This is a genomic window from Mycobacterium sp. NPDC048908 (assembly GCF_043197955.1).
Lineage (GTDB): Bacteria > Actinomycetota > Actinomycetes > Mycobacteriales > Mycobacteriaceae > Mycobacterium.
This window is the reverse complement of sequence record NZ_JBICUE010000003.1, coordinates 27,615-52,284: the sequence shown is the minus strand read 5'-3', so window position 1 is coordinate 52,284 and position 24,670 is coordinate 27,615. Positions and strand designations below refer to the sequence as shown.

The 24,670-nt window shown below is 66.5% G+C and carries 25 protein-coding genes; 14 read left to right on the top strand and 11 right to left on the bottom strand.

The window, feature by feature from the left end; translation table 11 throughout:
• Position 1 precedes the first annotated feature (1 nt).
• Complete coding sequence (locus ACGFK1_RS09070) at positions 2–799, top strand: serine/threonine-protein kinase (RefSeq protein ID WP_393427938.1); 798 nt, start codon at positions 2–4, stop codon at positions 797–799.
• Here the strand turns inward: ACGFK1_RS09070 and rsmA are convergent, their stop codons facing one another.
• The 3 genes from rsmA to ACGFK1_RS09055 form a co-directional block, all read right to left on the bottom strand.
• On the bottom strand, positions 800–1,744 hold the full coding sequence (rsmA, locus tag ACGFK1_RS09065) for a 16S rRNA (adenine(1518)-N(6)/adenine(1519)-N(6))-dimethyltransferase RsmA (protein WP_393428446.1): 945 nt from the start codon (positions 1,742–1,744) through the stop codon (positions 800–802). It lies immediately after the preceding gene.
• A complete protein-coding gene (locus tag ACGFK1_RS09060; protein WP_393427937.1) occupies positions 1,741–2,868 on the bottom strand; it encodes a transglycosylase family protein in 1,128 nt (375 codons plus the stop codon). Before ACGFK1_RS09060 ends, rsmA begins: the two co-directional genes overlap by 4 nt.
• 83 nt (positions 2,869–2,951) lie before the next feature.
• Complete coding sequence (locus ACGFK1_RS09055; RefSeq protein WP_393427936.1) at positions 2,952–3,794, bottom strand: TatD family hydrolase; 843 nt, start codon at positions 3,792–3,794, stop codon at positions 2,952–2,954.
• Positions 3,795–3,818: 24 nt separating this feature from the next.
• On the opposite strand from ACGFK1_RS09055, the gene metG reads away from it, so the two are divergent.
• Genes metG through ACGFK1_RS09040 form a run of 3 tightly spaced genes read left to right on the top strand, consistent with a single transcriptional unit; the run spans position 3,819 to position 7,523 of the window.
• Positions 3,819–5,390: a methionine--tRNA ligase gene (gene metG / locus ACGFK1_RS09050; RefSeq protein WP_393427935.1), complete on the top strand. Its 1,572-nt coding sequence runs from the start codon at positions 3,819–3,821 to the stop codon at positions 5,388–5,390.
• 52 nt (positions 5,391–5,442) lie between these two features.
• Positions 5,443–6,630, top strand: a complete 1,188-nt coding sequence (locus ACGFK1_RS09045) for an NAD(P)/FAD-dependent oxidoreductase (protein ID WP_393427934.1) — start codon at positions 5,443–5,445, stop codon at positions 6,628–6,630.
• A complete protein-coding gene (locus ACGFK1_RS09040; RefSeq protein ID WP_393427933.1) occupies positions 6,627–7,523 on the top strand; it encodes an RNA polymerase sigma-70 factor in 897 nt (298 codons plus the stop codon). Before ACGFK1_RS09045 ends, ACGFK1_RS09040 begins: the two co-directional genes overlap by 4 nt.
• Here the strand turns inward: ACGFK1_RS09040 and ACGFK1_RS09035 are convergent.
• On the bottom strand, positions 7,513–7,986 hold the full coding sequence (locus tag ACGFK1_RS09035) for an Lrp/AsnC family transcriptional regulator (RefSeq protein ID WP_393427932.1): 474 nt from the start codon (positions 7,984–7,986) through the stop codon (positions 7,513–7,515). The genes ACGFK1_RS09040 and ACGFK1_RS09035 overlap by 11 nt on opposite strands.
• 100 nt (positions 7,987–8,086) lie before the next feature.
• Between ACGFK1_RS09035 and ACGFK1_RS09030 the strand changes: the two genes are divergently transcribed.
• Both ACGFK1_RS09030 and ACGFK1_RS09025 read left to right on the top strand, forming a co-directional pair.
• A complete protein-coding gene (locus tag ACGFK1_RS09030; protein ID WP_393427931.1) occupies positions 8,087–10,372 on the top strand; it encodes a pyruvate dehydrogenase in 2,286 nt (761 codons plus the stop codon).
• Positions 10,373–10,376: 4 nt separating this feature from the next.
• The gene (locus tag ACGFK1_RS09025; protein WP_393428445.1) at positions 10,377–11,627 is read left to right on the top strand and encodes an aminodeoxychorismate synthase component I; all 1,251 of its coding nucleotides are present in this window, start codon (positions 10,377–10,379) and stop codon (positions 11,625–11,627) included.
• On the opposite strand, the gene ACGFK1_RS09020 is transcribed toward ACGFK1_RS09025, so the two are convergent.
• Positions 11,569–12,306, bottom strand: a complete 738-nt coding sequence (locus ACGFK1_RS09020; protein ID WP_393427930.1) for an alpha/beta fold hydrolase — start codon at positions 12,304–12,306, stop codon at positions 11,569–11,571. The genes ACGFK1_RS09025 and ACGFK1_RS09020 overlap by 59 nt on opposite strands.
• An 11-nt stretch (positions 12,307–12,317) precedes the next feature.
• Entirely contained in the window at positions 12,318–13,154 is an 837-nt protein-coding gene (rsmI, locus tag ACGFK1_RS09015) for a 16S rRNA (cytidine(1402)-2'-O)-methyltransferase (RefSeq protein ID WP_393427929.1), read from the bottom strand.
• Positions 13,155–13,178: 24 nt separating this feature from the next.
• Between rsmI and ACGFK1_RS09010 the strand changes: the two genes are divergently transcribed.
• Positions 13,179–14,729, top strand: a complete 1,551-nt coding sequence (locus ACGFK1_RS09010; RefSeq protein ID WP_393427928.1) for a dolichyl-phosphate-mannose--protein mannosyltransferase — start codon at positions 13,179–13,181, stop codon at positions 14,727–14,729.
• A gap of 133 nt (positions 14,730–14,862) precedes the next feature.
• Positions 14,863–15,690, top strand: coding sequence for a hypothetical protein (locus ACGFK1_RS09005; RefSeq protein WP_393427927.1), 828 nt, complete (start codon positions 14,863–14,865; stop codon positions 15,688–15,690).
• On the opposite strand, the gene arcA is transcribed toward ACGFK1_RS09005, so the two are convergent.
• Entirely contained in the window at positions 15,687–16,919 is a 1,233-nt protein-coding gene (gene arcA / locus ACGFK1_RS09000) for an arginine deiminase (RefSeq protein WP_393427926.1), read from the bottom strand. The genes ACGFK1_RS09005 and arcA overlap by 4 nt on opposite strands.
• On the opposite strand from arcA, the gene soxR reads away from it, so the two are divergent.
• Together soxR and ACGFK1_RS08990 are read left to right on the top strand one after the other, a co-directional pair.
• Positions 16,918–17,352, top strand: coding sequence for a redox-sensitive transcriptional activator SoxR (soxR, locus tag ACGFK1_RS08995; protein WP_393427925.1), 435 nt, complete (start codon positions 16,918–16,920; stop codon positions 17,350–17,352). The two genes, arcA and soxR, sit on opposite strands and share 2 nt — an antisense overlap.
• Positions 17,353–17,384: 32 nt before the next feature.
• Positions 17,385–17,981: an alpha-ketoglutarate-dependent dioxygenase AlkB gene (locus ACGFK1_RS08990; RefSeq protein WP_393427924.1), complete on the top strand. Its 597-nt coding sequence runs from the start codon at positions 17,385–17,387 to the stop codon at positions 17,979–17,981.
• On the opposite strand, the gene ACGFK1_RS08985 is transcribed toward ACGFK1_RS08990, so the two are convergent.
• Together ACGFK1_RS08985 and ACGFK1_RS08980 are read right to left on the bottom strand one after the other, a co-directional pair.
• On the bottom strand, positions 17,978–18,646 hold the full coding sequence (locus ACGFK1_RS08985) for a DUF5642 family protein (protein ID WP_393427923.1): 669 nt from the start codon (positions 18,644–18,646) through the stop codon (positions 17,978–17,980). The genes ACGFK1_RS08990 and ACGFK1_RS08985 overlap by 4 nt on opposite strands.
• Positions 18,647–18,674: 28 nt before the next feature.
• Complete coding sequence (locus ACGFK1_RS08980; RefSeq protein ID WP_393427922.1) at positions 18,675–19,340, bottom strand: DUF5642 family protein; 666 nt, start codon at positions 19,338–19,340, stop codon at positions 18,675–18,677.
• An 84-nt stretch (positions 19,341–19,424) separates the two neighbouring features.
• Between ACGFK1_RS08980 and ACGFK1_RS08975 the strand changes: the two genes are divergently transcribed.
• The 3 genes from ACGFK1_RS08975 to ACGFK1_RS08965 all read left to right on the top strand — a co-directional run bounded on the left by ACGFK1_RS08975 (position 19,425) and on the right by ACGFK1_RS08965 (position 20,917).
• Positions 19,425–19,736: a hypothetical protein gene (locus ACGFK1_RS08975; RefSeq protein WP_393427921.1), complete on the top strand. Its 312-nt coding sequence runs from the start codon at positions 19,425–19,427 to the stop codon at positions 19,734–19,736.
• Positions 19,737–19,743: 7 nt separating this feature from the next.
• On the top strand, positions 19,744–20,043 hold the full coding sequence (locus tag ACGFK1_RS08970; RefSeq protein WP_393427920.1) for a hypothetical protein: 300 nt from the start codon (positions 19,744–19,746) through the stop codon (positions 20,041–20,043).
• A gap of 163 nt (positions 20,044–20,206) precedes the next feature.
• A complete protein-coding gene (locus tag ACGFK1_RS08965; protein ID WP_393427919.1) occupies positions 20,207–20,917 on the top strand; it encodes an LpqN/LpqT family lipoprotein in 711 nt (236 codons plus the stop codon).
• 4 nt (positions 20,918–20,921) lie between these two features.
• Here ACGFK1_RS08965 and ACGFK1_RS08960 read toward each other — a convergent pair whose 3' ends face one another.
• Positions 20,922–21,740, bottom strand: a complete 819-nt coding sequence (locus tag ACGFK1_RS08960; RefSeq protein WP_393427918.1) for a shikimate 5-dehydrogenase — start codon at positions 21,738–21,740, stop codon at positions 20,922–20,924.
• A complete protein-coding gene (locus tag ACGFK1_RS08955) occupies positions 21,740–22,738 on the bottom strand; it encodes a GNAT family N-acetyltransferase (protein WP_393427917.1) in 999 nt (332 codons plus the stop codon). The genes ACGFK1_RS08960 and ACGFK1_RS08955 overlap by 1 nt, the downstream gene beginning before the upstream one ends.
• 178 nt (positions 22,739–22,916) lie before the next feature.
• On the opposite strand from ACGFK1_RS08955, the gene ACGFK1_RS08950 reads away from it, so the two are divergent.
• Entirely contained in the window at positions 22,917–24,656 is a 1,740-nt protein-coding gene (locus tag ACGFK1_RS08950) for an AMP-binding protein (RefSeq protein WP_393427916.1), read from the top strand.
• The last annotated feature ends 14 nt before the right edge of the window (positions 24,657–24,670 follow it).

The following is a 24,670-nucleotide window of genomic DNA, read 5'->3' as shown; positions in this document are numbered from 1 at the left end:
AGTGCTGTCCCCCGGCGATCGGTTCGAGGGCTACGTGGTCGAGGCGCCGCTCGGCCATGGCGGATACGCGACGGTCTACCGGGCGCACGACGCCGCCTGTCCCGATCGCGCTGTGGCGCTGAAGGTTCTCGACGAGCACCACCGCCAGCCGGCCCAGATCGCACAGTTGCAGCGGGGGGTCGACATCGCCAGGCGACTCGACCACCCGCACATCATCAAGGTGTACGAGTGCGGACCCGGTTGGCTGGCAATCGAATTGATCGACGGTGGCACCGTGGCCAAACTGCCCCGGTTGGCTGATCGGCTGGTCGCACTGGCCCAGATCGCCGATGCGCTGGACTTCGCCCATCAACGTGGAGTTGTGCACTGCGACGTGAAGCCGACCAATATCCTTGTCTCGGTTCCCTTTTCGCTACGCGGTGCGGTGCTGATCGATTTCGGAATCGCCCATCTGATGGCCGCGGACGTTGGCCGCAGGCCGACGCATGTCGTGGCGTCGCTGCCCTACGCCGCCCCAGAACTCCTGCGCGGACAGACGCCGTCGGCGGCGACCGACGAGTATGCGTTGGCCTGCACCGCGTTCGAATTGATCACCGGCGCACCGCCGTTCACCGCGAAGACGTCGTTCGATCTGGTGGACGAACAGCTGCACGCCCCGCCGCCGCGGCTATCGCGCAAGGTCGACTGGTTGCCTCACGCGTTCGACTCGATGATGAGCAAGGCGCTGGCCAAGAACCCAGACAACAGATACGTCAGCTGCACAGAGTTCATCGCGCTGATCACCCGCGCGGTGAGCTAGTCAGATGACGCGGATCTGCGGCTGCTCCGCCTGCTGCTCCTGGGTCTGTGGCTGCGGCTGCTCAGGTCGCTTTTGAGCGGGCTCCCACTCGCCGGACCGCTGCAGCAGCCTGACGAAGTCCGCCACCGACAGCGTCTCGCCGCGACGCGACGGGTCGATGCTGGCCGCGAGCAGTCGGCGGGCCGATTCGTTGCCAGAACCCGCCCACGCGGCGAACGCGTTGCGCGACGTCTTACGGCGCTGAGCGAATGCCACGTCGATCAGGTCGAACACCCTGCCGCGGAAGTCCGCATCGGTCGGCCATGGCGAAACTTCGTGCCGGTCGATGCGCACCAGTCCGGAGTACACCCGCGGAATCGGCCAGAACACCGTCGGCGACACCATGCCGTAGCGCCTGACGTTGCCGAAGAACCGGACCTTGACGCTCGGCACGCCATAGTCCTTACCACCCGGTTCGGCGGCAAGCCGCTCGGCGACCTCGGCCTGCACCATCACCATCACGGTGCGGATCGACGGGAACTCGGCGAGCAGATGCAGCAGCGCGGGCACGGCGACGTTGTACGGAAGATTCGCCACCAGCGCGGTGGGCTGCTCCTCGACCTCCTGCTGATGCAGCGTCAGGATGTCGCGGTTGAGCACCGTCAGCCGGTTGATCTCGCTGTGCGAATGCTCGGCGATGGTCTTCGGCAGCTGCCGGGCCAACACCGGGTCGATCTCGACGGCCGTCACCCTGGCGCCCCTGTCGAGCAGCGCCAGCGTCAGCGAGCCGAGCCCAGGTCCGACCTCGAGGACGTGATCATGACGATTTACGCCTGAGGCCGAGACGATACGACGAACGGTGTTCGCGTCATGAACAAAATTCTGGCCGAAAGATTTACGAGGCCGAAAGTCGATCTCTTTCGCCAGGTGCCTTATCTCGGTCCGCCCGAGGAGTCGAATAGTCAGCGCGCTCCAATCCTCCCGCTACAGACGGGCCACGCTCCCCACCCTTGTCGCGCCCGAGTAACCTCAGCAATCGCGATCTGTTCTTCTCTTGTCGCCAGATCCGCCCTCGGAGCATACCTCAGACCACCTTGTCGTTCCCAGGTGTTTTGATCAAATTGAACGCCACCGTAAAACCCGTTGCCAGTGTTGATACCCCAGTTACCACCCGCTTCGCATTTCGCCAGCGAATCCCAAATAGTGGGATTAGTTACCGGGGGAACTTCTGTCCCCGGTTTGGCGCCGATTCGCGTCATCCCGTCGCGAGCCGGTACGAGGACGACATTGGCTACTGGCAACTTGCCCGTCTCGACGCCGTTGACGCTCGCCACCGCGAACGTGACGTCCTGGGTTCCCGGCACGCCTGGGTCCTCGACGACCTGCCGGCTCATGTTCATCGTCGGGTCGGGAATCTGCTTGTTGGCCGGCGCGAGCGGAAGGCGTTCGGTGACTTTGTCGATGCGAATCCGGGTCACCTGGATCTGCATGTTGTCGGCGACCGGCGCCCACGCGGGAGGCACCACCGCATCGTTTTGTTCCAGCGGAACACCGGCCGCTTCGAGCAGACCCGCAACGTTCGGCGCCGCGATGTGCACCGTTCGGACGACACCAGCGTCATTGAGCTGCACCGTCTTTGCGCTCACCACGGGCAGCGACATACCTGCGAGCGGGACGCGGCTACCGCGCGATGCGGCGGCAGGAGCCTTATCCGCCATCCGCAGTTGCGCCAGCGCCTCATCGACCGTCGACGCGGTGGTCCACACCTGTCTGCTGTTTTCACCGTCGAGTGAGATCTGCAGCGGCCTGCTGCGACGCAGCACGATGGACTCGGACTGATGCACGGGCTGATTGCCTGCTGGGAACAGATCGTCGCGGTCACCGACGTTGAAGCCGTTCTCCTTGACTACGTCGATCACGCGGGACTTCATCGTGGCAACCGTCATCTCGGAGCCGTCGACGGTCAGCTTGACGGTTTTGTGCGCGGCGACCGCGAAGCCACCGGCGAACGTGAGCGCGAGCAACAGCGCACCGACTAGGAGGCGAAGCATCGGCGAGCGCGCCTCGTGGAGCTTGTTCAGAATATGCAATTGCCTGGTGTATCCCCGACTATCGGACGGTTGCCGGCCTCGGCCGACCCCCCCGTTCGATCACAGCACGGTAACGAAAAGGTCTACGGGCGGCAACCGGTGAGCGCATAGGCACGTAGGGCGGTTGCAGTACTTGCCTGGGCAAGATCTTCTGCCGGGCGGTCGACGACGTCGGCGAGCGCCCTCACTGTGTACGGCAGGCAGTACGGCTCGTTCGGCGCTCCACGATACGGGTGCGGGGTCAAAAACGGCGCATCGGTCTCCACGAGCAGCTGGTCAGAAGGGATCAGCGGAGCCGCTTCGCGCAGCGCCCTGGCGTTCTTGAAGCTGACCGTCCCCGCCAGGCTGAGCAGCCAGCCGTTGGCCACGCACGTGCGCGCCATCGCCGCATCCGAGGAGAAGCAGTGAAAGATGACGGTCTCCGGCGCGCCCTCGGCGGCGAGCACGTCCAGCACCTCTGTGTCGGCGTCGCGGTTGTGGATCATCAGCGGCTTACCGGTGCGCTTGGCGAGGTCGATGTGCCAGGCGAACGCGTCGCGCTGGGCGGCCGGTTCGGCACAGCCGTCGAGCTTGCCCGGCCAGTACATGTCCATGCCGGTTTCACCGATCGCGACGACGCGCGGGTGCTGGGCCAGACGCTCGATGACGGCCTTGGCGTCGTCGGTGAGCGCGTTGGCCCGCGTCGGGTGCAGCGCCACGGCGGCGTAGACGCGGGGATCCCAGTCGGCCGCCTCGGTCGCCCAGCGCGCGGACTCCAGGTCGTCGGCGATGGTGACGACGGCCTGTACGCCGACCGCCGCGGCCCGGTCGACGATCGTTTTGACGCTTGCCGCGTCCGTTGCGCCGCAGGCATCCAGGTGGGTGTGCGCGTCGATCAGCGGGGTCAGCGGCTCTGGCGCGGGCGGCGCCGGGCGACTCGAGCTCACCTGGACACAATAAAGTGACCACCGATGAGCACCCCGATTTCCCCCAGCGCCAGGACGCGCACCCCCGGGGATCCCTACTACATCACCACTGCCATCGCCTACCCCAACGGCGACCCGCACGTCGGCCACGCCTACGAATACATCGCCACCGACGCGATCGCGCGGTTCAAGCGACTCGACGGCTTCGATGTGCGCTTCCTGACAGGCACCGACGTACACGGCCTCAAGATGGCCGAGACGGCGGCGGCCGAAGGCATTCCGACCGCGGAATTGGCGCGCCGCAATTCCGATGTGTTCCAGCGGATGCAGGAGCGGCTGAACGTCTCGTTCGACCGGTTCATCCGCACCTCGGACGCCGACCACTACGAGGCGTCCAAGGAGATCTGGCGCCGGATGAACGCGACCGGCGACATCTACCTCGATGCCTACAAGGGTTGGTATTCGGTGCGCGACGAGCGCTACTTCACCGAGGCCGAGACCACCGTGGGCGCCGACGGCGAGCGGATCGCCACCGAAACCGGGGCGCCGGTGCGGTGGACCGAGGAGCAGACGTACTTCTTCCGGCTGTCGGCCTACGCCGATCGGTTGCTGGCGCACTACGAGGCGCATCCGGGGTTCATCGAGCCCGAGGTGCGCCGCAACGAGGTGGTCAGCTTCGTCTCCGGCGGACTGCGCGACTTCTCGATCTCGCGGACCACGTTCGACTGGGGCGTGCCGGTGCCCGAGCACCCCGACCACGTGATGTACGTCTGGGTCGACGCGCTGACCAACTACCTGACCGGCGTCGGCTTCCCCGACACGTCGTCGGAGTTGTTCAAGCGGTTCTGGCCCGCCGATCTGCACATGATCGGCAAGGACATCATCCGGTTCCACACCGTGTACTGGCCGGCCTTCCTGATGTCGGCGGGAATCGAGTTGCCGCGCAAGGTCTTTGTGCACGGGTTCCTGCTCAACCGCGGCGAGAAGATGAGCAAGTCGGTCGGCAACGTCGTCGACCCGCTGAACCTCGTCGATACGTTCGGGGTCGATCAGGTGCGGTACTTCTTTCTTCGCGAGGTGCCGTTCGGACAGGACGGCAGCTACAGCGAGGATGCGATCATCAGCCGCGTCAACGCCGACCTGGCCAACGACCTCGGCAACCTGGCGCAGCGGTCGCTGTCGATGGTTGCCAAGAATCTCGACGGAATCGTCCCGCAGCCGGGCGAATTCACCGCCGACGACAAGGCGCTGCTTCAGGCGGCCGACGCGTTGATGGACCGGGTCCGCAGCCATTACGACGCGACCGCGATGCATCTCGCGCTCGAGGCGATCTGGTCGGTGCTGAGCGCGGCGAACAAATACTTCTCTGCGCAGGAACCGTGGGTGCTGCGCAAGACCGACCAGGAGCGCTTCCGCACTGTGCTGTACGCGACGCTGGAAACCGTGCGGATCGCCGCGCTGCTGAGCCAGCCGGTGATGCCCGAGTCGACGGGCAAGCTGCTCGACCTGCTCGGCCAGACCGACGAGCAGCGGACCTTCGCGGCGATCGGCACGCGACTGGCGCCGGGCACCGCGCTGCCTGGGCCTGCTGGAGTGTTCCCGCGCTATCAGGTGTAGTGACCTACGTCACGCTGTGTCACATTCGAGCGATCGGCGGTGTCTAAGGGGCATGACCAGACACAACGGAAACACCCACGTCGTCGTCATCGGCGGCGGATACGCAGGCACCACCGCGGCCAACCACCTTGGGATGCGCGGCGATGTCGATGTCACCTTGGTGAACCCCCGCCCGAAGTTCGTCGAGCGGATCCGGCTGCACCAGCACGTTGCAGGCAACTACGACCCGACGGTCGACTACGGCACGCTCCTCGGCGCGAACGTGGATCTCGTGGTCGACAAAGCCACGCGCATCGACACGGCCGACCGCAAGGTGCAGCTGGCTTCCGGTCGCGCGCTGGACTACGACTACCTCATCTACGCCGTCGGCAGCACCGGCGCCACACCCCCATCGGTACCCGGTGCGGCCGAATTCGCCCACCCCATAGCCGAACTGGAGTCGGCCCAGCGGCTGAAGGACGCCGTCGACGAGCTGCACCCCGGCGCGCCGATCGTCGTCGTCGGCGCGGGGCTGACCGGCATCGAGACGGCGTCCGAACTGGCCGAACAGGGTAGGAACGTCACGCTGGTCTGTGGTGGGCAGTTGGCCCCGTCGCTGTCAGAGCCGGGCCGTCGGTCGATCGCGAAATGGATGAAGCGGCACGGCGTCAACGTGCTCGAAACGGCGTCGGTCGCCGAGGTGCGGCCCAACTCGGTGGTGCTGGCCGACGGCAGCGCCCTGCCCAGCGCCGCCACCATCTGGACCGCGGGCTTCGGGGTGCCCGAGTTGGCCGCTGCCAGCGGACTGCGCACCGACGCGGCCGGCCGGTTGCTCACCGACGAAACACTGACCAGCGTCGACGACCCGCGCATCGTGGCAGCGGGCGACTGCGCGGCGCCATCGGGACAGCCGTTGCGGATGAGCTGCCAGGCCGCGGGGCCGCTCGGTGCCCGGGCCGCCAGCACGGTGTTGAGCTACCTTGCGGGGACCACGCCGGCGCTGATCGACCAGGCATTCGTTGGTTCTTGCGTCAGCCTCGGCAGGCACGCGGCCACGGTGCAGTTGGCCCACAAGGACGACACCCCGGTGAAGTACTACATCGGCGGACGGGTCGGCGCCATGGTCAAGGAAGCGATCTGCAAGGGCACCGTGTGGGGTCTGCGGCGCGAGGCACGCAAGCCGGGCTCCACCTTCGTGATGAAGGGCGGCAGGCACGTCGAGCAGCCGGCATTCCCGGCAAAGGTGGTCACGGAAACGTGAGCGCGCCTGGCGGCGAACATGCCGAGCGGTTCACCCATCTGCGGCCGCTGCTGTTCACCATTGCCTACGAAATACTGGGCAGCGCAACAGAATCCGACGACGTGCTGCAAGAGAGCTATCTGCGCTGGGCCAAGGTAGACCTCTCGACGGTGCAGGACACCAAGGCCTACCTGGCCCAGCTCGTCACCCGGCAGTCGCTCAACGCGCTGCGGGCGCAGTCGCGCAGGCGCGAGGAATACGTCGGCCCGTGGCTGCCCGAGCCGGTGCTTGTCGAAGCCAAGGACGCCTCCACGGATGTGGTGCTTGCGGAGTCGGTTTCGATGGCGATGCTCGTCGTGCTCGAGACCTTGAGCCCTGACGAGCGGGCGGTTTTCGTCCTGCACGAGGTCTTCGGATTCACCTACGACGAGATCGCCTCGACGATCGGCAAATCGGCCGTCGCCGTTCGGCAGATGGCGCACCGCGCCCGCCAGCATGTGCAGTCCCGGCGCAAGCGGTTCGAGCCCGTCGACCCGAAACTCTCCATGGAGCTCACCACGCGTTTCTTCACCGCGGCGTCGACGGGCGACGTCGATGCGCTGCTGGAGATGTTGTCGCCGGACGTGGTCTGGACCGCCGACAGCGACGGCAAGGTCAGCGCGGCGCGACGACCGATCGTCGGCGCCGACCGGGTGGCCCGCGTGATCGTCGGGCTGATGCGTGTCGCAGGCGACCAGGGCCGCATCGAGCCGGCCAGTTACAACAACGCCCCGGCGCTGAACCTCTATCTCGGCGACAGCTTCGAGGGCGTGATCACCGTCGAGATCGTCGACGGCAAGATCACGCACTTCTATGCGATGCGCAACCCCGAGAAGCTGGCGGGAATCGCCGTCCCGCGGGAGATCAGCCGGTAAGGCAGCGGCGAATCAGCGGGGTCAGGCGATAGTCGACGAGTTCGCGCATGACCAATGCGGTGTTCGTGCGCTCGACTCCGTCGATGGCAAGGATCTGGCCTGCGATGCGGTACAGGTCGTCGGCGTCGGTGGCGACGACCTGTACGAGCAGATCGGTTTGGCCGCTGAGGCCCTGCACCTGGATGACTTCGGCGATGCGCTCCAGGGCGCCGGCCACCTCGTCGAGCAGACGCTGTTGTACCTGCGTGGTGACGTAGGCGGTCAGCGGATAGCCCAACGATTTGGGCGACACCCGTCGCTCGTGCAGCGCAAGGCGCTCGTCGAGCCGAGCCAGCCTGGCCTGCACGGTGTTTCGTGACAGTCCGGTCTGTTCCGCGAGCGCGACGGTGGTCGCGCGGGGAACCTCGTTGAGCGCCAGCAGCAGGCGCGCATCTGTCTGGTCGAGGTGGCCCGGGCTTGGCATGTTGCTCACTTCCCACGCTGGGACTATTGCATTCTTGTGCAGATTGCTCTGTGATGTGACGTCTGATTGCGCATTCTAGCGGCATATGCTGCACTGAAGTGTGCAAACTGCAACATCGCTGCTCACCGAGATCGAACGGCGCGTGCTGTGGCTGTCGACCGCGATGATCCACCACGCCAACCGTGTGCGTCCGAATCCGTCCGGCCTCAAGGTCGGCGGACACCAAGCGTCGAGCGCATCGATGGTGACGATCATGACCGCGCTGTGGTTCAACCACCTCCGGCCGGACGACCGGGTGTCGGTCAAGCCGCACGCGTCGCCGGTGCTGCACGCGATCAACTACCTGCTGGGCGAACTCGACCAGTCGTACCTGACCCGGCTGCGCGAATTCGGCGGCCTGCAGAGCTATCCCAGCCGGAGCAAGGACCCCGATCCCGTCGACTATTCCACGGGTTCGGTCGGCATCGGTGCCACCGCACCCATCTGGGGTGCGCTGGCGCGCCGTTATGTCGAATCGACGCTCGGCGGAGCCGGTACTGGTCGGCAGTACTCGTTGCTCGGCGATGCCGAACTGGACGAAGGAGCCGTGTGGGAAGCGATCCTCGATCCAGCGGTCGCCGAACTCGGTGAGATCGTCTGGATCGTCGACCTCAACCGCCAGTCGCTCGACAGGGTGGTGCCGATCCTCGCGGCCGACCGGTTGCAGCAGATGTTCACGGCGGCGGGCTGGCAGGTGCTGACCATCAAGTACGGCGGTTTGTTGGAGGACTTGTTCGCCCGACCGGGTGGCGCCGCGCTGCGTGCGCGTATCGATGCCATGCCGAACCCCGAATATCAGCGGCTGCTGCGCTGCGATGCGGCCCAGCTTCGCGAACGGCTTCCCGACGGCAGCGTCGAAATCGCCAGTCTGCTGAGCGAAGTCGACGACGCCCGGTTGCTGGAGGCCATCCGCAATCTCGGCGGTCACGACCTGGCAGCCGTCGACGACGCGTTGCGGGCGGTCGACGACACCAGGCCCACGGTCATCTTCGCCTACACGGTCAAAGGCAAGGGGCTGCCGACCGAAGGCCACCCGCAGAACCATTCCTCGGTGCTGTCCGACGAGCAATTCCATGCTCTGGCCGCGGATCTGGGTGCCGACGCCGACGCGCCGTGGACGCGATTCCCGTCGGACAGTCCGGCCGCCGAACTGTGCGCGGCGACGGCGCGCCGACTGCACCGCCCCACGGTCCCGCTCACCGCGCCGCCCGCGATTCCGGTCGACATCGGCCGCACGCCGTCGGGCACCACCACGACGCAGGCGGCGCTCGGCCGCGTGCTGCTCGACCTGACCCGTGAGGCGCCGGACGCCGCCCGCCGAATCGTGACGGTCAGCCCCGACGTGAGTTCCACGACGAATCTGGGCGGTTGGCTCAACAAGGTAGGGGTGTGGTCACCGGCCGAACGCGTGGACTGGTTCGCCGACGACAGCGAAACCATCTTGCACTGGCGGGAGAAGCCGACCGGACAGCACATCGAGCTTGGCATCGCCGAGACCAATCTCGTTGGCGCTCTTGGCGAATTGGGTGCGACGTGGAGCCGGTGGAGCCAGCCGCTGCTGCCCATCGGCGTGCTCTACGACCCGTTCGTCGCCAGGGCACTGGAGCCATGGTCGTTCGGTATCTACGCGGGCGGCCAATCCATCCTCGTCGGCACACCGTCGGGAGTCAGCCTGGCCTCGGAGGGCGGAGCGCATCAATCGGTGACCACCCCGTCTATCGGACTGGAACAGCCGGGCTGCCTCAGCTATGAGCCCGCCTTCGCGCTCGACGTCGAATGGATTCTGCTGGACTGCCTGGCCAAACTGGGCAGGCCCGACGGCACGTCGTCGTATCTGCGGCTGTCCACCCGTCCTGTCGACCAAACGCTGGCCGGTGTGCCCGCAGATCCCGCAGCGCGGGAACGGCGTCGTCGCCAGGCCATCGCGGGCGCCTACCCGCTTCGCCGTGTCGAGAGGCCGGTCGTGACGATTGCCGCGATGGGTGCGCTGATCACCGAAGCGCTCGCCGCCGCGGATCGACTCGCCGCGGACGGCGTACCCGTCGACGTCGTCTGCGTCACCAGTCCCGGCCTGCTCTTCGAGGCACTGCAGGGCAGACGTGGCCGCGGGGACGCGCCGACGTGGATCCTCGAGCAGGCGTTCCCGGCGCGGCGGGCGACGCCGCTTGTCACGGTTTTGGACGGACACCCGCACACGCTGGAGTTCCTCACCTCCATCAACGGTGTGCGCGGTACCGCGCTGGGGGTCAGTCGCTTCGGCCAATCCGGTGGCCTGGAAGACGTTTACCGGTACCACGGCATCGACGTCGAGAGCATCATCCGCGCCGCGCTGGACGTGCTTGACTGACTCGGTGCGGATCGAGCGGATCGGCGAATTGGGCAGCGCCCCCGCGGTGCTGCGCGCCGTGGCCGCGGGTGCCGCGCGGTGCGGCCTGCCGCCGCCCGCGGCGCTGTTGGGCGACTGGTTCGGCTCAGCGGCGGTCATCGCGCCCTCGGTGAGAGCGGTTCCCGTCGACCATGTGTTCGCGGTGCCGACGGGTGCCTCCGACGGGCCGGTCGGCGGCGGTTGGTTCGGCTACCTGTCGTATCCCGACGCCGGCGTTGACGGAAGCGGGCCGCGCGTTCCAGAGGCCGCGGGCGGCTGGTCCGACTGCGTGCTGCGGCAGGACCGCGACGGCCAGTGGTGGTACGAAAGTCTTTCCGGCGCACCGCTTTCAGCGTGGGTGGCCGACGCCGTTCGACTCCCTGAGGCCGCCCGCGACCACCACATCGCCTGGGGCAAGGCCGACCGGGAAGCGCACCGCCGCGGCGTCCTGGAGTGCCTGGAGGCGATCGCGGCGGGCGAGATCTATCAGGCCTGCGTGTGCACGCAGTTCGTCGGCCGCATCGACGGCGCACCGATCGACTTCTTCGTCGAGGCGGCGGCGCGGACCACCCCGGCGCGGGCCACGTACGTGGCAGGCGACTGGGGTGCGGTGGCGTCGCTGTCGCCGGAGTTGTTCCTGCGGCGCCGCGGCGAGTCGGTGACTTCGAGTCCGATCAAGGGCACGCTCCCGCGGCATGCCGATCCCGCAGCGCTCTCGGCGTCGACCAAGGACGTCGCGGAGAACATCATGATCGTCGATCTGGTGCGCAACGACCTCGGCCGGGTCGCGATGACAGGGACGGTCACCGTGCCGGAGTTGTTGGCGGTGCACCCCGCGCCCGGTGTGTGGCATCTGGTGTCGACGGTGGCCGCGCGCGTCGGGATCGGCGTGCCGATGGCATCGCTGCTCGACGCGGCCTTTCCGCCCGCATCGGTGACCGGCACACCGAAGCAAAGAGCCCGTCAACTGTTACGCACCTGGGAGCCGCACCGACGCGGGGTTTATTGCGGCACAGTCGGTTTGGCGTCACCGGTGGCGGGTTGCGAACTGAATGTAGCGATCCGCACGGTCGAATTCGACGCCTGCGGCAACGCGGTGCTCGGCGTCGGCGGCGGCATCACCGCGGACTCTGATCCAGACCGCGAATGGGACGAGTGCCTGCACAAGGCGGCACCGTTCATCGATATTGCCGGCATCGCGCAACGAGCATCTGGGCCAGCCGTTCCGGTTCGCTGACCATCAGGCAGTGACAGGTGTCCATCTCGATCAGAGTCTGCACCCCGCCGAGGGCCTCGATGCTCGCCCGTTGTTGTTTCGGCGACAGAGCCTTGTCGCGCAACGTCAGGATCCACGTCCTCGGCACATCGGTGGGCATGTCCCGCCGGGACACATTCTCCGCGAGCATTCGAGCCGATTCCGCGTGGAGCTTGCCGTCCATGAATTTCCGGCTGGCACGAGACACACCATTGAGGTGGGTGAATCGCACCCCCCACGAAGGTGTTTCGCTCAGCCCGCCCCGTCGAGCGTTTCGCCGGGCAAGCGGTGCCAACGGACCTGTCAGCGTGTCAACCAGTGACTTGCCTTCGGGCGGCACGAATGCGGTCGCGAAGATCATCTCGCGCACCGTCGCGGCGCCGAGTTTGGCCGCCACGCCGGGGATAGTCAACCCGGCCAGCGAATGCCCGACCAGCACGATCCCGTCCAGGCCCGCGTCGTCGATATCAGCGACCACGGAATCCACGAAGTCGGCGATTGTGATGGTCATCAAATCTGCCGGCTTGGCGCGCCGACCAGGCAAGTCGACCGCCAGCACGCTCAGTTCCGGTGCCTGCCGGTGAATTTCGTCGATCGTGAGATCCCAGGAATCTGCGGCGAGCCCGCCGCCATGAACCAGCACCAGTGCGGGTGGCGCCATGGCGGACCCCTTTACTGCCGTGAGCGCAGAACCGCATCGTAGAGCTCACGTCGTGACGGTGAACCCGGATTGGCCTCGACGACCCGCGCGCAGGCGTCCTTCACGCGTGCACCCGCTTTGACGAGCGCGTTCACTTCGGCCACCAGCGTTGCGACGTCCGCCTTCGGTGTCGCCCCAGCGAGCACGACGGTGATTTCGCCGAGCACGCCGTCGGCGGCCCATTCGGCGAGCTCACCGAGCGTGCCCCTGACGATCTCCTCGTGCGTCTTGGTCAGCTCGCGGCAGACCACGGCCCTTCGCTCGGGACCGAGCACCTCGACGGCCGCCGTGAGCGTGTCCGCGAGCCGTCGCGGTGACTCGAAGAACACACAGGTGCGCGGTTCCGCGGCCAGCGCGTTGAACCACGACACCCGCGCCGAGTGCTTGCGCGGTGCGAACCCTTCGAAGCAGAACCTCTCCGACGGCAGCCCGGACACCGCCAGTGCAGTCGTCACCGCGGACGGCCCCGGCAGGCAGCTGACCGGCAGTCCCGCGTCGACGCACGCCGCCACCAGGCGGTAACCCGGGTCACTGATCAGCGGCATACCCGCATCGCTGACCAGCAGGACCGTCGCGCCGGCGCGTATGTCAGTCACCAGCGCGGGGACCCGGGTGGCCTCGTTGGCGTCGTAGAGGCTCAGCACCTTGCCGGTCGGCTTGACCTCGAGCGCCTGGGCCAGCGTGCGGATCCGGCGGGTGTCCTCGGCGGCGATCACGTCGGCACTCGCCAGGGCCTTCACCAGCCGGGCGGAGGCATCCGACGGTTGGCCCAGCGGCGTGGCACCAATGAGCAGTCGGCCGGTCGTCATGCCGGACAGCCTACGATCGCTGTCGTGACCGCCCCGGCTGACGAACTCGTTGCCAGGGGGCGCGCGGTTCCCGTGATCAGCCCCGCGCCCCTGGTGCCCGTCGCCGACTTCGGGCCGGTGGACCGGCTGCAGGGCTGGGTGATGACGGCCGTGGTGACCGCGCTGGCGGCGATCACGCGTTTCCTGAACCTCGGCTCTCCCACCGATGCAGGCACGCCGATCTTCGACGAGAAGCACTACGCACCGCAGGCGTGGCAGGTACTGCACAACCACGGCGTCGAGGACAACCCCGGCTACGGGCTGGTGGTGCACCCGCCGGTCGGCAAGCAACTGATCGCGATCGGTGAGGCGCTGTTCGGCTACAACGGGCTGGGCTGGCGGTTCTCCGGCGCGGTCTGCGGCGTCATCCTCGTGCTGCTGGTCGTGCGGATCGGGCGGCGAATCAGCCGCTCGACGATGGTGGGCGGAATGGCCGGCCTGTTGTTGGTCTGCGACGGCGTCAGCTTCGTCGCATCGCGCACCGCGCTGCTCGACGGCTTTCTGGTGGTGTTCGTGGTGGCGGCGTTCGGCGCTCTGATGGTCGACCGCGACCAGGTCAGGGAGCGGATGCACGTCGCGCTACTGGAAGGCCGCATCGGCGAGACGCCCTGGGGTCCGAGGCTCGGCGTGCGGTGGTGGCGCTTCGGCGCGGGTGCGCTACTCGGATTGGCTTGCGCGACTAAGTGGTCCGGGCTGTACTTCATCGTTTTCTTCGGGCTGATGACGCTGGCGTTCGACATCAACGCGCGCAGGCAGTACCGGGTGCCTCGGCCGTGGGCGGGCGGCCTTCGCCGCGACCTGGGCCCCTCGTTGTACGCGCTGGTGCTGATTCCGTTCGGGGTGTACCTGGCGTCGTATGCACCGTGGTTCGCCTCCGAGACCGGGGTGAACCGGCATGAGGTCGGCAATTCGATCGGGCCGGACAGCGTGCTGCCGTTGCCGGACGCGGTGCGCTCGCTGTGGCACTACACCTATGCGGCGTACAGGTTTCACGCCGGACTGACCAACGCCGACGGTAACCACCACCCGTGGGAGTCCAAGCCGTGGACGTGGCCGATGTCGTTGCGGCCGGTGTTGTACGCGATCGACAACCAGAATGTGGCGGGCTGCGGCGCACAGTCGTGCGTGAAGGCGGTGATGCTGGTCGGCACACCCGCGATGTGGTTCATCGCGGTGCCGGTGCTGGCGTGGGCGGTGTGGCGGGCGTTCGTCAAGCGCGACTGGCGTTACGCCGTGCTGCTGGTCGGCTACAACGCCGGCTTTTTGCCCTGGTTCGCCGACATCGACCGGCAGATGTACTTCTTCTACGCCGCGACGATGGCGCCGTTCCTGACGTTGATCATCGCGATGATCCTCGGCGACATCCTGCACAAGCCGAATCAGAATCCGGAGCGACGAACTCTGGGCCTGATCGCGGTGTGTTGCTATGTGGCGCTGGTGATCACGAATTTCGCGTGGATGTACCCGATCCTGACGGGTCTGCCGATCTCGCAGGCGACGTGGAATATGCAGATCTGGCTGCCTTCTTGGCGATAGGCCGTTCGCGGTCCTCTGGGCGGTTTCTGCATCAGGGTCGTGGCTCGACGCCATCCGCGAAAATCCACAGCCCCAGTGTCGAACTGGACCCAAGCACGCCAACGTGTCAGTCACCCCGGAGAACATCGGATGCATGCTGCCGATACTCGGCACCGAAGCGATCGCTTCCGGTGCACTCACCCGCAGCGCGCTGCGGTGGAACTACGACGCCGTTCACCCGAGCGTCTACCTTGACAAGAAATCGCCGAGGGACCTTTATGCCAACACGTTCGCGGCCTGGCTGTGGACTCGACGGAGAGGCATCATCGCCGGACGGGCGGCGGCCGCCTTGCATGGCGTGCAGTGGATCGAAGACAGCGCGCAGATCGAGGTCATCGCCAAGCACGGCAGGCGGCAGCGTGGCGTCGTGGTCCGCGAGGAACGCATCGGCGATGACGAGGTACTCAGAGTTGGCGAGCTGCTGGTGACGAGCCTCGCGCGGACCGCCCTGGACATCGGTCGCCGCCTGCCTCTCGAAGCGGCCGTCGCACATATCGATGCACTGGCAGCCTCGACCGGGGTGACGCGTACGGAAATCGCGAACCTGGCGGAGCGCTATCGCGGCGCGCACGGGATACCAGCAGCGCGGACGGCAAGCTGGTTGATGAATGGCGGCGCACGATCGCAAAGGGAAACCGAGTCGCGCCTGCTGCTGATCGATGCCGGCTTGCCCAGACGCCGAACCGCCATCAGCGTCAGCGACCAGCTATGGGAGGCCACGATCGGCATGAGTTGGCACGAGCCGAAGGTCGGCATCGATTGCGAGGAAACCCGAAGCGGCTTAAACGCGGTGCAAGAGATCGCGTGTCACGACATGTTGCAACGCCTCGGCTGGTACCACATCCGCGTGCCGCCGTCGCAGTCTCCGTCGGTCATACTGCGCCGCGTCCGCACAGCGTTGCGTCTGCGTGGCTGGCGCTAGAGCGGGTCGCGGGCCGCCGGGCACGACATGCAGCGCGGCCCACCACGGCCGGTGCCCAACTCCGACGCGGCGATCGGCAACACCTCGATGCCCGCATCGGCAAGGCGCGCGTTGGTTTCCGTGTTGCGCTCGTATGCGACCACCACACCCGGCGCCAGTGCCAGCGTATTGTTGCCGTCGTCCCACTGCTCACGCTCGGCGGTCACCGGGTCCAGGCCCGTCGCGATCACCCGCAGCTTGTCGATCTGCATCGCCTTGGCCGCGGCGTCCACGAACAACTCAGCGTCGTCGATCCGCACCCCGCCCTGTCCGTCGCGGTGAATCGTGAACGCCGACAACGTATTGACGATGTTCGGATACATCACCGCGGCATCGACGTCGACCATCGTGCACACCGTGTCGAGATGCATCTGCGCCCGCTCCTGCGCGATCGGCACCGCCAGCACCGTGTTGGCCAGGTCGTCGTCGAACAAGCTGCGCGCCAGGGCTTCCGCGCCGGCGGGCGTCGTCCGCTCCCCCACCCCGACCGCCACCACCCCCGGCGCCAACAGCAGCACGTCACCGCCCTCAACCGGCGCCGATCGCGACTCGTACGCCCGCCGCACGCCGAGGAACCGCGGATGATGCGCGTAGATCAGATCCGTCAGCGAGGTCTCACGCGCCCGCGCAGGCAGCGCCAGCGACGTGATCGCGACCCGCGGCCCTATCCAGAAGGACGAGTCGCGGGTGAACAAGAGATTCGGCAGCGGTTCGATGACGAAGTCCCCGCCATGATGCATCCGCCGCACCAGCGACAGGTCACCACCGAGGAGCGGCAACTCGTTGAACGTCATCCCCGCCATCAGCACACGCGCCAGCGGCGCCGGGTCCAGCGTCCGCAAGTACCCCGAAAGCTCTTGCGCCAGCGGCAAACCCAACCGTCGCGCATCGACAGCCGCCGATATGCCGTGCATTCGCGCCGCCCCGCTGTGCGAAAGCGCCTCGGTCAGCAGATCCGCCAGCAGCAGCACCTCGACCGCTCTCGACTCCAGCACCGCCGTGAACGCGTCGTGCTCCTCCTGCGCCTTGGACACCCAGGGCAGTCCGTCGAACAGCAGCGCGTCGTTGTTCCGCGGTGTCAGCCGCTGCAACTCAGTGCCAGGCCGGTGTAGGATCACCGCCCGCAGCGTGCCGACCTCGGAGTCGCAGCCCAACTTCACACCTAGCACCTTAACTATGGTTGAGTTCATGGAGCTGATTCACGAACTCACTCCCGGCGAGATGTCGCAGCGCAGCGGCGTCGCCGTCTCGGCACTGCACTTCTATGAACGCGAAGGCCTGATCGCCAGCAAGCGCACCAGCGGCAACCAACGCCGATATGCGCGCGAGACACTGCGACGAGTCGCATTCATCCGAATGTCCCAGCGTCTCGGCATCCCGCTGGCCCGGATCCGCGAAGCACTCGCCACGCTGCCGACCGACCGCGTGCCGACCAGCAAGGACTGGGCCAAGCTCTCGGCCGGCTGGCGCAAGGACCTCGATGACCGCATCCTGCACCTGCAACGGCTACGCGACAACCTCGCCGACTGCATCGGCTGCGGCTGCCTCAGCCTCAAGACCTGCGCCCTGTCCAATCCCGGCGACGTGCTCGCCGAGCAGGGACCGGGCCCCGTTCGGCTCTAGCGCTCGAACGCGTGTGCGATAGAATCGCGGGCATGGAGCTGGCGCTTCAAAGCTCTCTGTTCGAGCATGCCGAACGCCGCGACCTCGGCAACGGCGCGTGGGTCGAGGTCCGCTCGGGCTGGCTCACGGACTCCGAAGGGTTGTTCGAGGAACTGCGCGACGGTATCCCGTGGCGCGCCGAGCGCAGGCAGATGTACGAGCGCGTGCTCGACGTGCCACGGCTGGTCAGCTTCCATCACCTCATCGACGAGCCTGTCCCGCATCCGCGGCTGAAGCAGATGCGCCGACGCCTCAACGACACCTACGGCGGCGAACTCGGCGAACCGTTCACCACCGCGGGCCTCTGCCTCTACCGCGACGGCAACGACAGCGTCGCCTGGCACGGCGACAGGATCGGCCGCAGCAACAGCGAAGACACCATGGTCGCGATCGTCAGCCTCGGTGCCACAAGGGTTTTCGCGTTACGCCCGAAGGGCGGCGGCAAGTCGCTACGGCTGGCACACCGACACGGTGACCTGCTGGTGATGGGTGGGTCGTGCCAACGCACCTGGGAGCACGCCATCCCGAAGACGACGCGACCGGTCGGCCCGCGGATCAGTATCCAGTTCCGCCCGCACGACGTCCGCTAACCCTTGACGGCCGCCACCGCCGCGGTCAGCAGATCCCGCGCCCGCTGCGTATTGACCGGCGCGACGGGCTTGTCGGGCAGCACCAGCGGGTTGGCCGTCACGATCACCATGAACGTGCCGAAGGTCGCGATGTAGTTGTACAACTCGCCGGTGCGCGGCTTGCCGTCGACGACGGTCTGCAGCACCCGGTGGGTGCCTATCGTGTGCACCCCGTCGATGCGCGGCGCCTCCACCACCTCGACCAGCCCGCGCACGCCGGGACCGGTGAACCCGACCTTCTGGCAGTTCTGCGCGGGATCCTCACGTGCCACCGCCTCCGACGTCTCGACCGCGATCGCGATGAACCGGTTTCCGGCGCCCTCGGCGGTCGTCGCCGCCATGTTGCCTTTCACGCCTGCCGGTACCACCTGCTGGCCGGCCGACTTCGCGCAATCGGCCGGATCGAACGTCATCCCCTGTGGCAGCGACTGCGGTCCCAGCAGCCGCGGGTCGACGCCCGTCGGGCCCACGCTGGTCACCTTGAACTCCGGCCCGAAGCTCGACTTCACGTCGGCAACATGGGCGATGTCCGCGTGCGAGAAATCCTGGTTCGCGGACTGTCCGGTCGCGCACGCGGTCAGCACGCCTGCGCACGCAACGACAAGCATCGCCATCGGGTTCGACATCGCCGCCAATGTACCTGCAGGCAGGCGCTCAGCCGCGTAACGCCGACACCGTTTTCACCAGCAATTGCGACGCGAACTCAAGTCCGAGTTGAGGATTCGGCGATCCCGGGTCGCCGACAACAGTGACGTGAGCGATGTAGTCGCCCAGGTAGGCGGTGAACGTGTCGGCGTGCGAATGGGTTTCGGTGCCGCCCTCGACGACCGTGGTGGTCGACGTCGCCATTCCGACCGTCGCCGCGCCCTCGATCGTCGGAGGCGCCACGAAGCCGACCGTGCCCGCGGTGTGTCCGGACGACGCCGTCCACTGGCCGCATTCGTCGACCAGCGCCTGGTCGAGAGACGCCGCTGACGCCGAGACCACCGCGTAGACGATCCCGCCGGGACCCGACGCCGACCAGCCCTTGGCCGTCGCGCCGCCGAAAGTGGGATCCGCGAGCGCGCCGCACTGCGGCGGTTCGGCGGTCCACTGCGGACCCAGCCCCCAGAACGCGGCGGGGGCCGCGGCGGCAGGCAGCGCGGCCACCTCGTATCCAGCGGGCAGCGCCGCGCGCACCCGCTCGATCCGCGCCGGATTGATCGAGGTGGACGCGCTGGTGGCTATCGCAGGCGCCGACGCAGGCGGCTGCGCGCACGCCGCCAGCCACAGTGACGTCGCTGCGAGCAAGGCAAACAGCCGCACGCCCGTTGATACCACAGAGATTGCTTAGAAAAGGCTTGCAACGTCCTGTGTCCGCAAAACGAATAACAGGTACCAGGCAACAACAGAATGGAGACTGTCATGCGCGCAGGCTGGGGTGTGGCAGCAACGATAGCGACGGTGGGCGTCATGCTCGCGTCGACCGGGCTCGCCGCGGCGGAGCCCACCCAACAGGGCAACGCGTACCAGACGATCGCCACTCTGGAGGACGAGGGTTACGACGTCATCATCGATCGGGTCGGGAATGCACCGCTGAACCAATGTCTCGTCACGAGCGTTCGCAACCCGCAGACGCAGACCAGAACCTTCTGGGTGGACGAGGGCAAGCGCCGTCGCCTCATCACCGTCGTCGTCAGCAGGTCGATCAACGTAACGCTGAACTGCGACGTATAAAGGTCCTATGCGAGCGGCACTATGTGCGGCGGCGCTCGCGTTGGCACTGACACCGACCGCCGTCGCGTCGGCCGACCCAACGTCTTCAGACGGGGCCGACCAGACCATCGCGCGACTCGAGTCCGAGGGTTACGACGTGATCATCGATCGGGTCGGCGATGGTGATTCGTCACAGTGCCGGGTGACCGATGTCCGACATCCACAGACCCTGACGCAGACAATCGTCACCGGGCACGACCACAACCGTGACGTCGTCACCGTCGTGACAAGCAAGTCGATTCACGTGACGCTCGACTGCAACGCCTGAGGTGGTTGGAATCAGTCTGCGCGACTGCGCGTTTGACGGCATGGGACGGCACGGTGAGTGACGCGGATTTGCTGAGCAACGTGAGGTTAACATATCGATTTCTCCTGCGGCCGATGTTTGCCGACCGTAGAGTACGCGCGAGATTTCATCGACAGGAGACCCAATGGCGCGTTCACTGCGGGCCGGCCTCATCGCCGTGGCGGCGATCGCAGTCGGTATAGGCCTTTCCGGCTGCGGCTCGGACACCGCCTCCGAGCCATCGACACCCAAGGAGACGTCCACGTCTGCCTCGGAGGCCGCGGCGACCACCACCAGCGAGGCGGCACCGACGACGTCGGCGCAGGCCGCCGGATCCAGGAAGACGCTCGTCGACTACGTCAACGAGAGCGGTATCGTCCAAACTCCCATACACCGGGGTGATGTAGGCGCACCGAGGATCGTTCTACCGATCCCGCCCGGGTGGGCGGACGCCGGCAACCGGACCCCGGGGGATGCCTACAGCGAGATGATCGCAACAGATCCGGCGTTCGCCCGGAATCCGCCGACCATCATCGCGCTGGTGTCGAAGCTGGCGGGCAATGTCGATCCGGCAAAGATCCTGGAGTTCGCGCCCGGTGAGATCCAGAATTTGCCCGGCTACGAAGGCGCCGAGGAGGGCAGCCCCAGCACGCTGGGTGGGTTCGACGCGACGCAGATCGGCGGCACGTACACCAAAGACGGTGCCAAGCGCGTGATCGCTCGGAAGACGGTGGCGATTCCCGGTCAGGACGGGCTGTACGTGCTGCAACTCAACGCCGACGGCACCGAGGATCAGGTGGGTGCGTTGATGGACGCGACGTCCGTCATCGACGAGCAGACGACGATCACGCCATAACCGGTCAGGCCCGCGAAACCGCCGACGCTTCGTTGATCTGGTCGGCGGTCGGCCTCACCCCGGTATAGCGCACGAACTGTTCCGCGGCCTGCAGCGCGATCACTTCGGCCCCGGTGATGACCCCGACGTCGGCGGCGCGCGCCGCCGCGATGAGAGGTGTCTCCGACGGCAGCGCGACGACGTCGAAGACGACGGACGCCGCGGCGATCGTCGCGTCGTCGAACGCCCGCTCGTTTTCCTCTGCGCCGCCTGCCATTCCGATGGGTGTGACGTTGACGATGATCGGCGCGGTGCGACTTCCGACCTCGGATGCACAGTCGTAGCCGAGCCGATCCGCCAACGCGCGGCCTGCCTCGAGGTTGCGCGCCACGACGATGCCCGCGTGAAAGCCACTGTCGCGGAACGCAGCACCGACCGCGTTGGCCATGCCGCCACTGCCACGGATCAGCACGGCGTCATCGGGATCGAGCCCGTTGTCTTCGATGAGTTTCTGCACGGCAAGGTAGTCGGTGTTCGACGCGGTCAGCCGGCCGTTGTCGTTGACGATCGTGTTGACCGAATGGATCGCCCGCGCTGACGGTTCCACCTCGTCGACGAGGGAGATGACCGCTTCCTTGAACGGCATCGACACCGAACAACCGCGAATGCCGAGTGCGCGCACCCCGCCGATCGCGGCGGCGATGTCGGTGGTGGTGAACGCCTTGTAGATGAAGTCGAGCCCGAGAAGGTCGTACAAGTGGTTGTGGAACCTGGTGCCGATGTTGCTGGGCCTCGACGCCAGCGAGATGCACAGAGTGGTGTCTTTCGACAGCGGTGGCCGCATCAGCCGATCACCTTGACAACCTGGGCGGTCATCTTCCAAACCTGTGTGGTGAGCTCCGGCGTGAACGGCGGGTTGGGCGGCCTTGGCACCCGGATGTCGGTGGTGACGACACCGAGATCGTCGCGTTGCCATTGCGCACCGAAGCGGTTGAGGATTGCCCGCATCGGGTAGTTGTCGCTCAGCACCCGCGCCGTAAAGCGTTGCACGCCATGGTAATCCGCTGCGACAGCGAGTGCGCCCATCAGGAACGTACCGATGCCCCTGTGCTGGTAGGCGTCCCCGACGATGAACGCGACTTCTGCAGTGGCAGGGTCGATCTCGTCGCGCACGAATCGCGCGTCGGCGACCACCGGGCCGTCGGAACCGTCGGTCATCACCCATACGAAATGGTGAATGTAGTCAACCTCGAACAGATACCGCATCAAGGACTTCGTCGGGTTACGCGGCGTCTGGAAGCGGCGATACAGCGTCTCGCTGGAGAACTCGACCTGGCCGCTGGTGGTGCGTTCGTTGTCGCCAGGGAGCACGGGCCGAAGGTGCAACAGCGTGCCGTCGCGCATGCGCACCGGAATCGGGGTGAGGAACGCGGCAAGGCGCTGACGGCCGAGGCGCAGCAGCTTGTCCAGCATGCCGGGAAGTTCGAGCATCGTGGCGAACGCGTCCCGGTCGCCCACCCACGCCGTCAACGGCTCCTTCGCGATCACTGTCGCGGTGCGGGGACCGTTTCGCAGCAACGCGATCTCCCCCGCGATCAAACCCGGTCCCAATTCTGCGACGGTGTCGTGACCGTCGATGCCTGCGTGCGTCACCTCGGCGCGTCCGGACCCGATGATCAGGAACGACACCGCGAGCTCACCCTGGTGCATCAGCACCTGTCCGGCCGCGGCGTTCAACGGTCGCAACTGCGCAGCCAAGCGCTCGAGCGCGATCACCGGAGAGCCGGCGAAGATTTCCAGCACGGCGAGTTCGTCGGCGCGGACATCGGTCAGGCCTGACACCTCACGAGGCTACGGCGTGCCCGTCACGACGAGCAACCAAATGCGCTCGAGGCCGCGTGTGCGGGGTTTGCGCGATGAATCGACCGTTTGATTACCCAACCGTCGAATCAGTGGTTAATGTTGCGTTGCTCGACATCTCGCCTGGCGGCGGCCGAAAAGGAAGGTAACGCCCATAACCATGAGAAACTTCTCACTCCCGGCTGTCATACGCGAGCGTGCCAGCCTGCAGCCCAACGACATCGCGTTCACCTATATCGACTACGAGCGCGACTGGGACGGGTTTGCTGAGACCCTCACTTGGTTGCAGTTGTACCGGCGAACCCTCAACGTTGCGCACCAGATGAGGTTTTGCGGTGCAACGGGCGACAGGGCGGTGATACTCGCTCCGCAGGGGCTCGACTACATCGTGGCGTTCCTCGGCGCCATGGAGGCCGGGCGCATCCCCGTCCCGCTGTCGCTTCCGATGGGGGGCGCCACCGATGAGCGTGTCAGTTCGGTGCTGCAGGACGCGTCGCCCACCGTTGTGCTGACGACATCATCGGTTGTCGACAGCCTCGCCGAGCACATCGGTTCGGAGACCGGAACAGCCGCGCCGACAGTCATCGAAGTGGACCAACTCGACACTGCCGCCGGGCACAGTCGCCGCGTGAACGGCAACGGTGACCCCAGCATCGCGTATCTGCAGTACACCTCCGGTTCGACCAGGATGCCGGCGGGTGTGATGGTCACCAACGAGAACATTCGGTCGAATTTCGAGCAGATCTGCGCCGCCTACTTCCACGAGTACGGCAAGGTCGCCCCGGCGGACACCACGTTCGTGTCCTGGCTGCCCTTCTATCACGACATGGGCCTGTTCGTGGGTGTGCTGATGCCGATCCTGACCGGGCGTCCCGGCGTGCTTTTCAGCCCTGCGACGTTCCTGCAGCGGCCCGCGCGATGGATACAGTTGCTCGCCAAGAACTCTCACGCGTTCTCGGCCGCGCCGAACTTCGCCTTCGATCTGGCGGTTCGGCGAACGTCCGACGACGATATGACCGGCCTCGATCTCGGGAACATACTGACCATCCTCAGCGGCAGCGAACGGGTGCAGCCGGCGACCATCCGCCGATTCACCGAGCGATTCGGCCGCTTCAATCTGCGCAGCAGCATGATCCGGCCGTCGTACGGGATGGCCGAAGCCGCCGTGTATCTGGCCGCCCGCACACCGGCACAGCCGCCCGAAGTCGTGCACTTCGATGCGGAGAAGCTGTCGGCCGGTGAGGCGATCCGATCCGATGTCACCGGCGGCGCGGCGCTTTTGGCGTACGGGATGCCCGATTCGCCGATCCTGCGGATTGTCGACCCCGAGACGGGCGTTGAGTGCCCACAGGGAACAGTCGGCGAGATCTGGGCGCACGGCGAGAACATCGCTCCCGGCTACTGGGGCAGACCCGACGAATCCAACAGTACGTTCGGGGCAACCATCATCGCCCATTCCGCCGATACACCCGAAAAGCCGTGGCTGCGAACAGGAGACCTCGGCTTCGTGTCGGACAACGAGCTGTTCATCATCGGCCGCATCAAGGATCTTCTGATCGTTTACGGGCGTAACCACTCCCCCGACGACATCGAAGCGACCATCAACGAGATCACCAGGGGCCGCTGCGCGGCGATATCCGTACCAGGTGATCGGTCAGAGCAGCTGGTCGCGATCATCGAAGTCAAGAACCGCGCAGACTCACTCGACGATGCGATAGAAGCATTCGGCATGGTCAAGCGCGAAGTCACCTCGGCGATATCGAACTCGCACGGCCTGCGCGTTGCGGATCTCGTTCTGGTGCCGCCTGGTTCGATTCCGACGACCACGAGCGGCAAGGTCAGGCGTGCGGCGTGCGTCGAACACTATCGGCATGGTCGCTTTGCGCGCCTTGACGCATAGGCCGGCTTAGTTGA

Coding starts and splice junctions, on each gene's coding strand:
- ACGFK1_RS09045 (WP_393427934.1), top strand. CDS start 5,443: ATGACCAGACACAACGGAAACACCCACGTCGTCGTCATCGGCGGCGGA.
- ACGFK1_RS09005 (WP_393427927.1), top strand. CDS start 14,863: ATGCTGCCGATACTCGGCACCGAAGCGATCGCTTCCGGTGCACTCACC.
- ACGFK1_RS08990 (WP_393427924.1), top strand. CDS start 17,385: ATGGAGCTGGCGCTTCAAAGCTCTCTGTTCGAGCATGCCGAACGCCGC.
- ACGFK1_RS08975 (WP_393427921.1), top strand. CDS start 19,425: ATGCGCGCAGGCTGGGGTGTGGCAGCAACGATAGCGACGGTGGGCGTC.
- ACGFK1_RS08965 (WP_393427919.1), top strand. CDS start 20,207: ATGGCGCGTTCACTGCGGGCCGGCCTCATCGCCGTGGCGGCGATCGCA.
- metG (WP_393427935.1), top strand. CDS start 3,819: ATGAGCACCCCGATTTCCCCCAGCGCCAGGACGCGCACCCCCGGGGAT.
- ACGFK1_RS09035 (WP_393427932.1), bottom strand. CDS start 7,986: ATGCCAAGCCCGGGCCACCTCGACCAGACAGATGCGCGCCTGCTGCTG.
- ACGFK1_RS08970 (WP_393427920.1), top strand. CDS start 19,744: ATGCGAGCGGCACTATGTGCGGCGGCGCTCGCGTTGGCACTGACACCG.
- ACGFK1_RS08985 (WP_393427923.1), bottom strand. CDS start 18,646: ATGTCGAACCCGATGGCGATGCTTGTCGTTGCGTGCGCAGGCGTGCTG.
- ACGFK1_RS09020 (WP_393427930.1), bottom strand. CDS start 12,306: ATGGCGCCACCCGCACTGGTGCTGGTTCATGGCGGCGGGCTCGCCGCA.
- arcA (WP_393427926.1), bottom strand. CDS start 16,919: ATGAACTCAACCATAGTTAAGGTGCTAGGTGTGAAGTTGGGCTGCGAC.
- rsmI (WP_393427929.1), bottom strand. CDS start 13,154: ATGACGACCGGCCGACTGCTCATTGGTGCCACGCCGCTGGGCCAACCG.
- ACGFK1_RS08960 (WP_393427918.1), bottom strand. CDS start 21,740: ATGCGGCCACCGCTGTCGAAAGACACCACTCTGTGCATCTCGCTGGCG.
- soxR (WP_393427925.1), top strand. CDS start 16,918: ATGGAGCTGATTCACGAACTCACTCCCGGCGAGATGTCGCAGCGCAGC.
- ACGFK1_RS08950 (WP_393427916.1), top strand. CDS start 22,917: ATGAGAAACTTCTCACTCCCGGCTGTCATACGCGAGCGTGCCAGCCTG.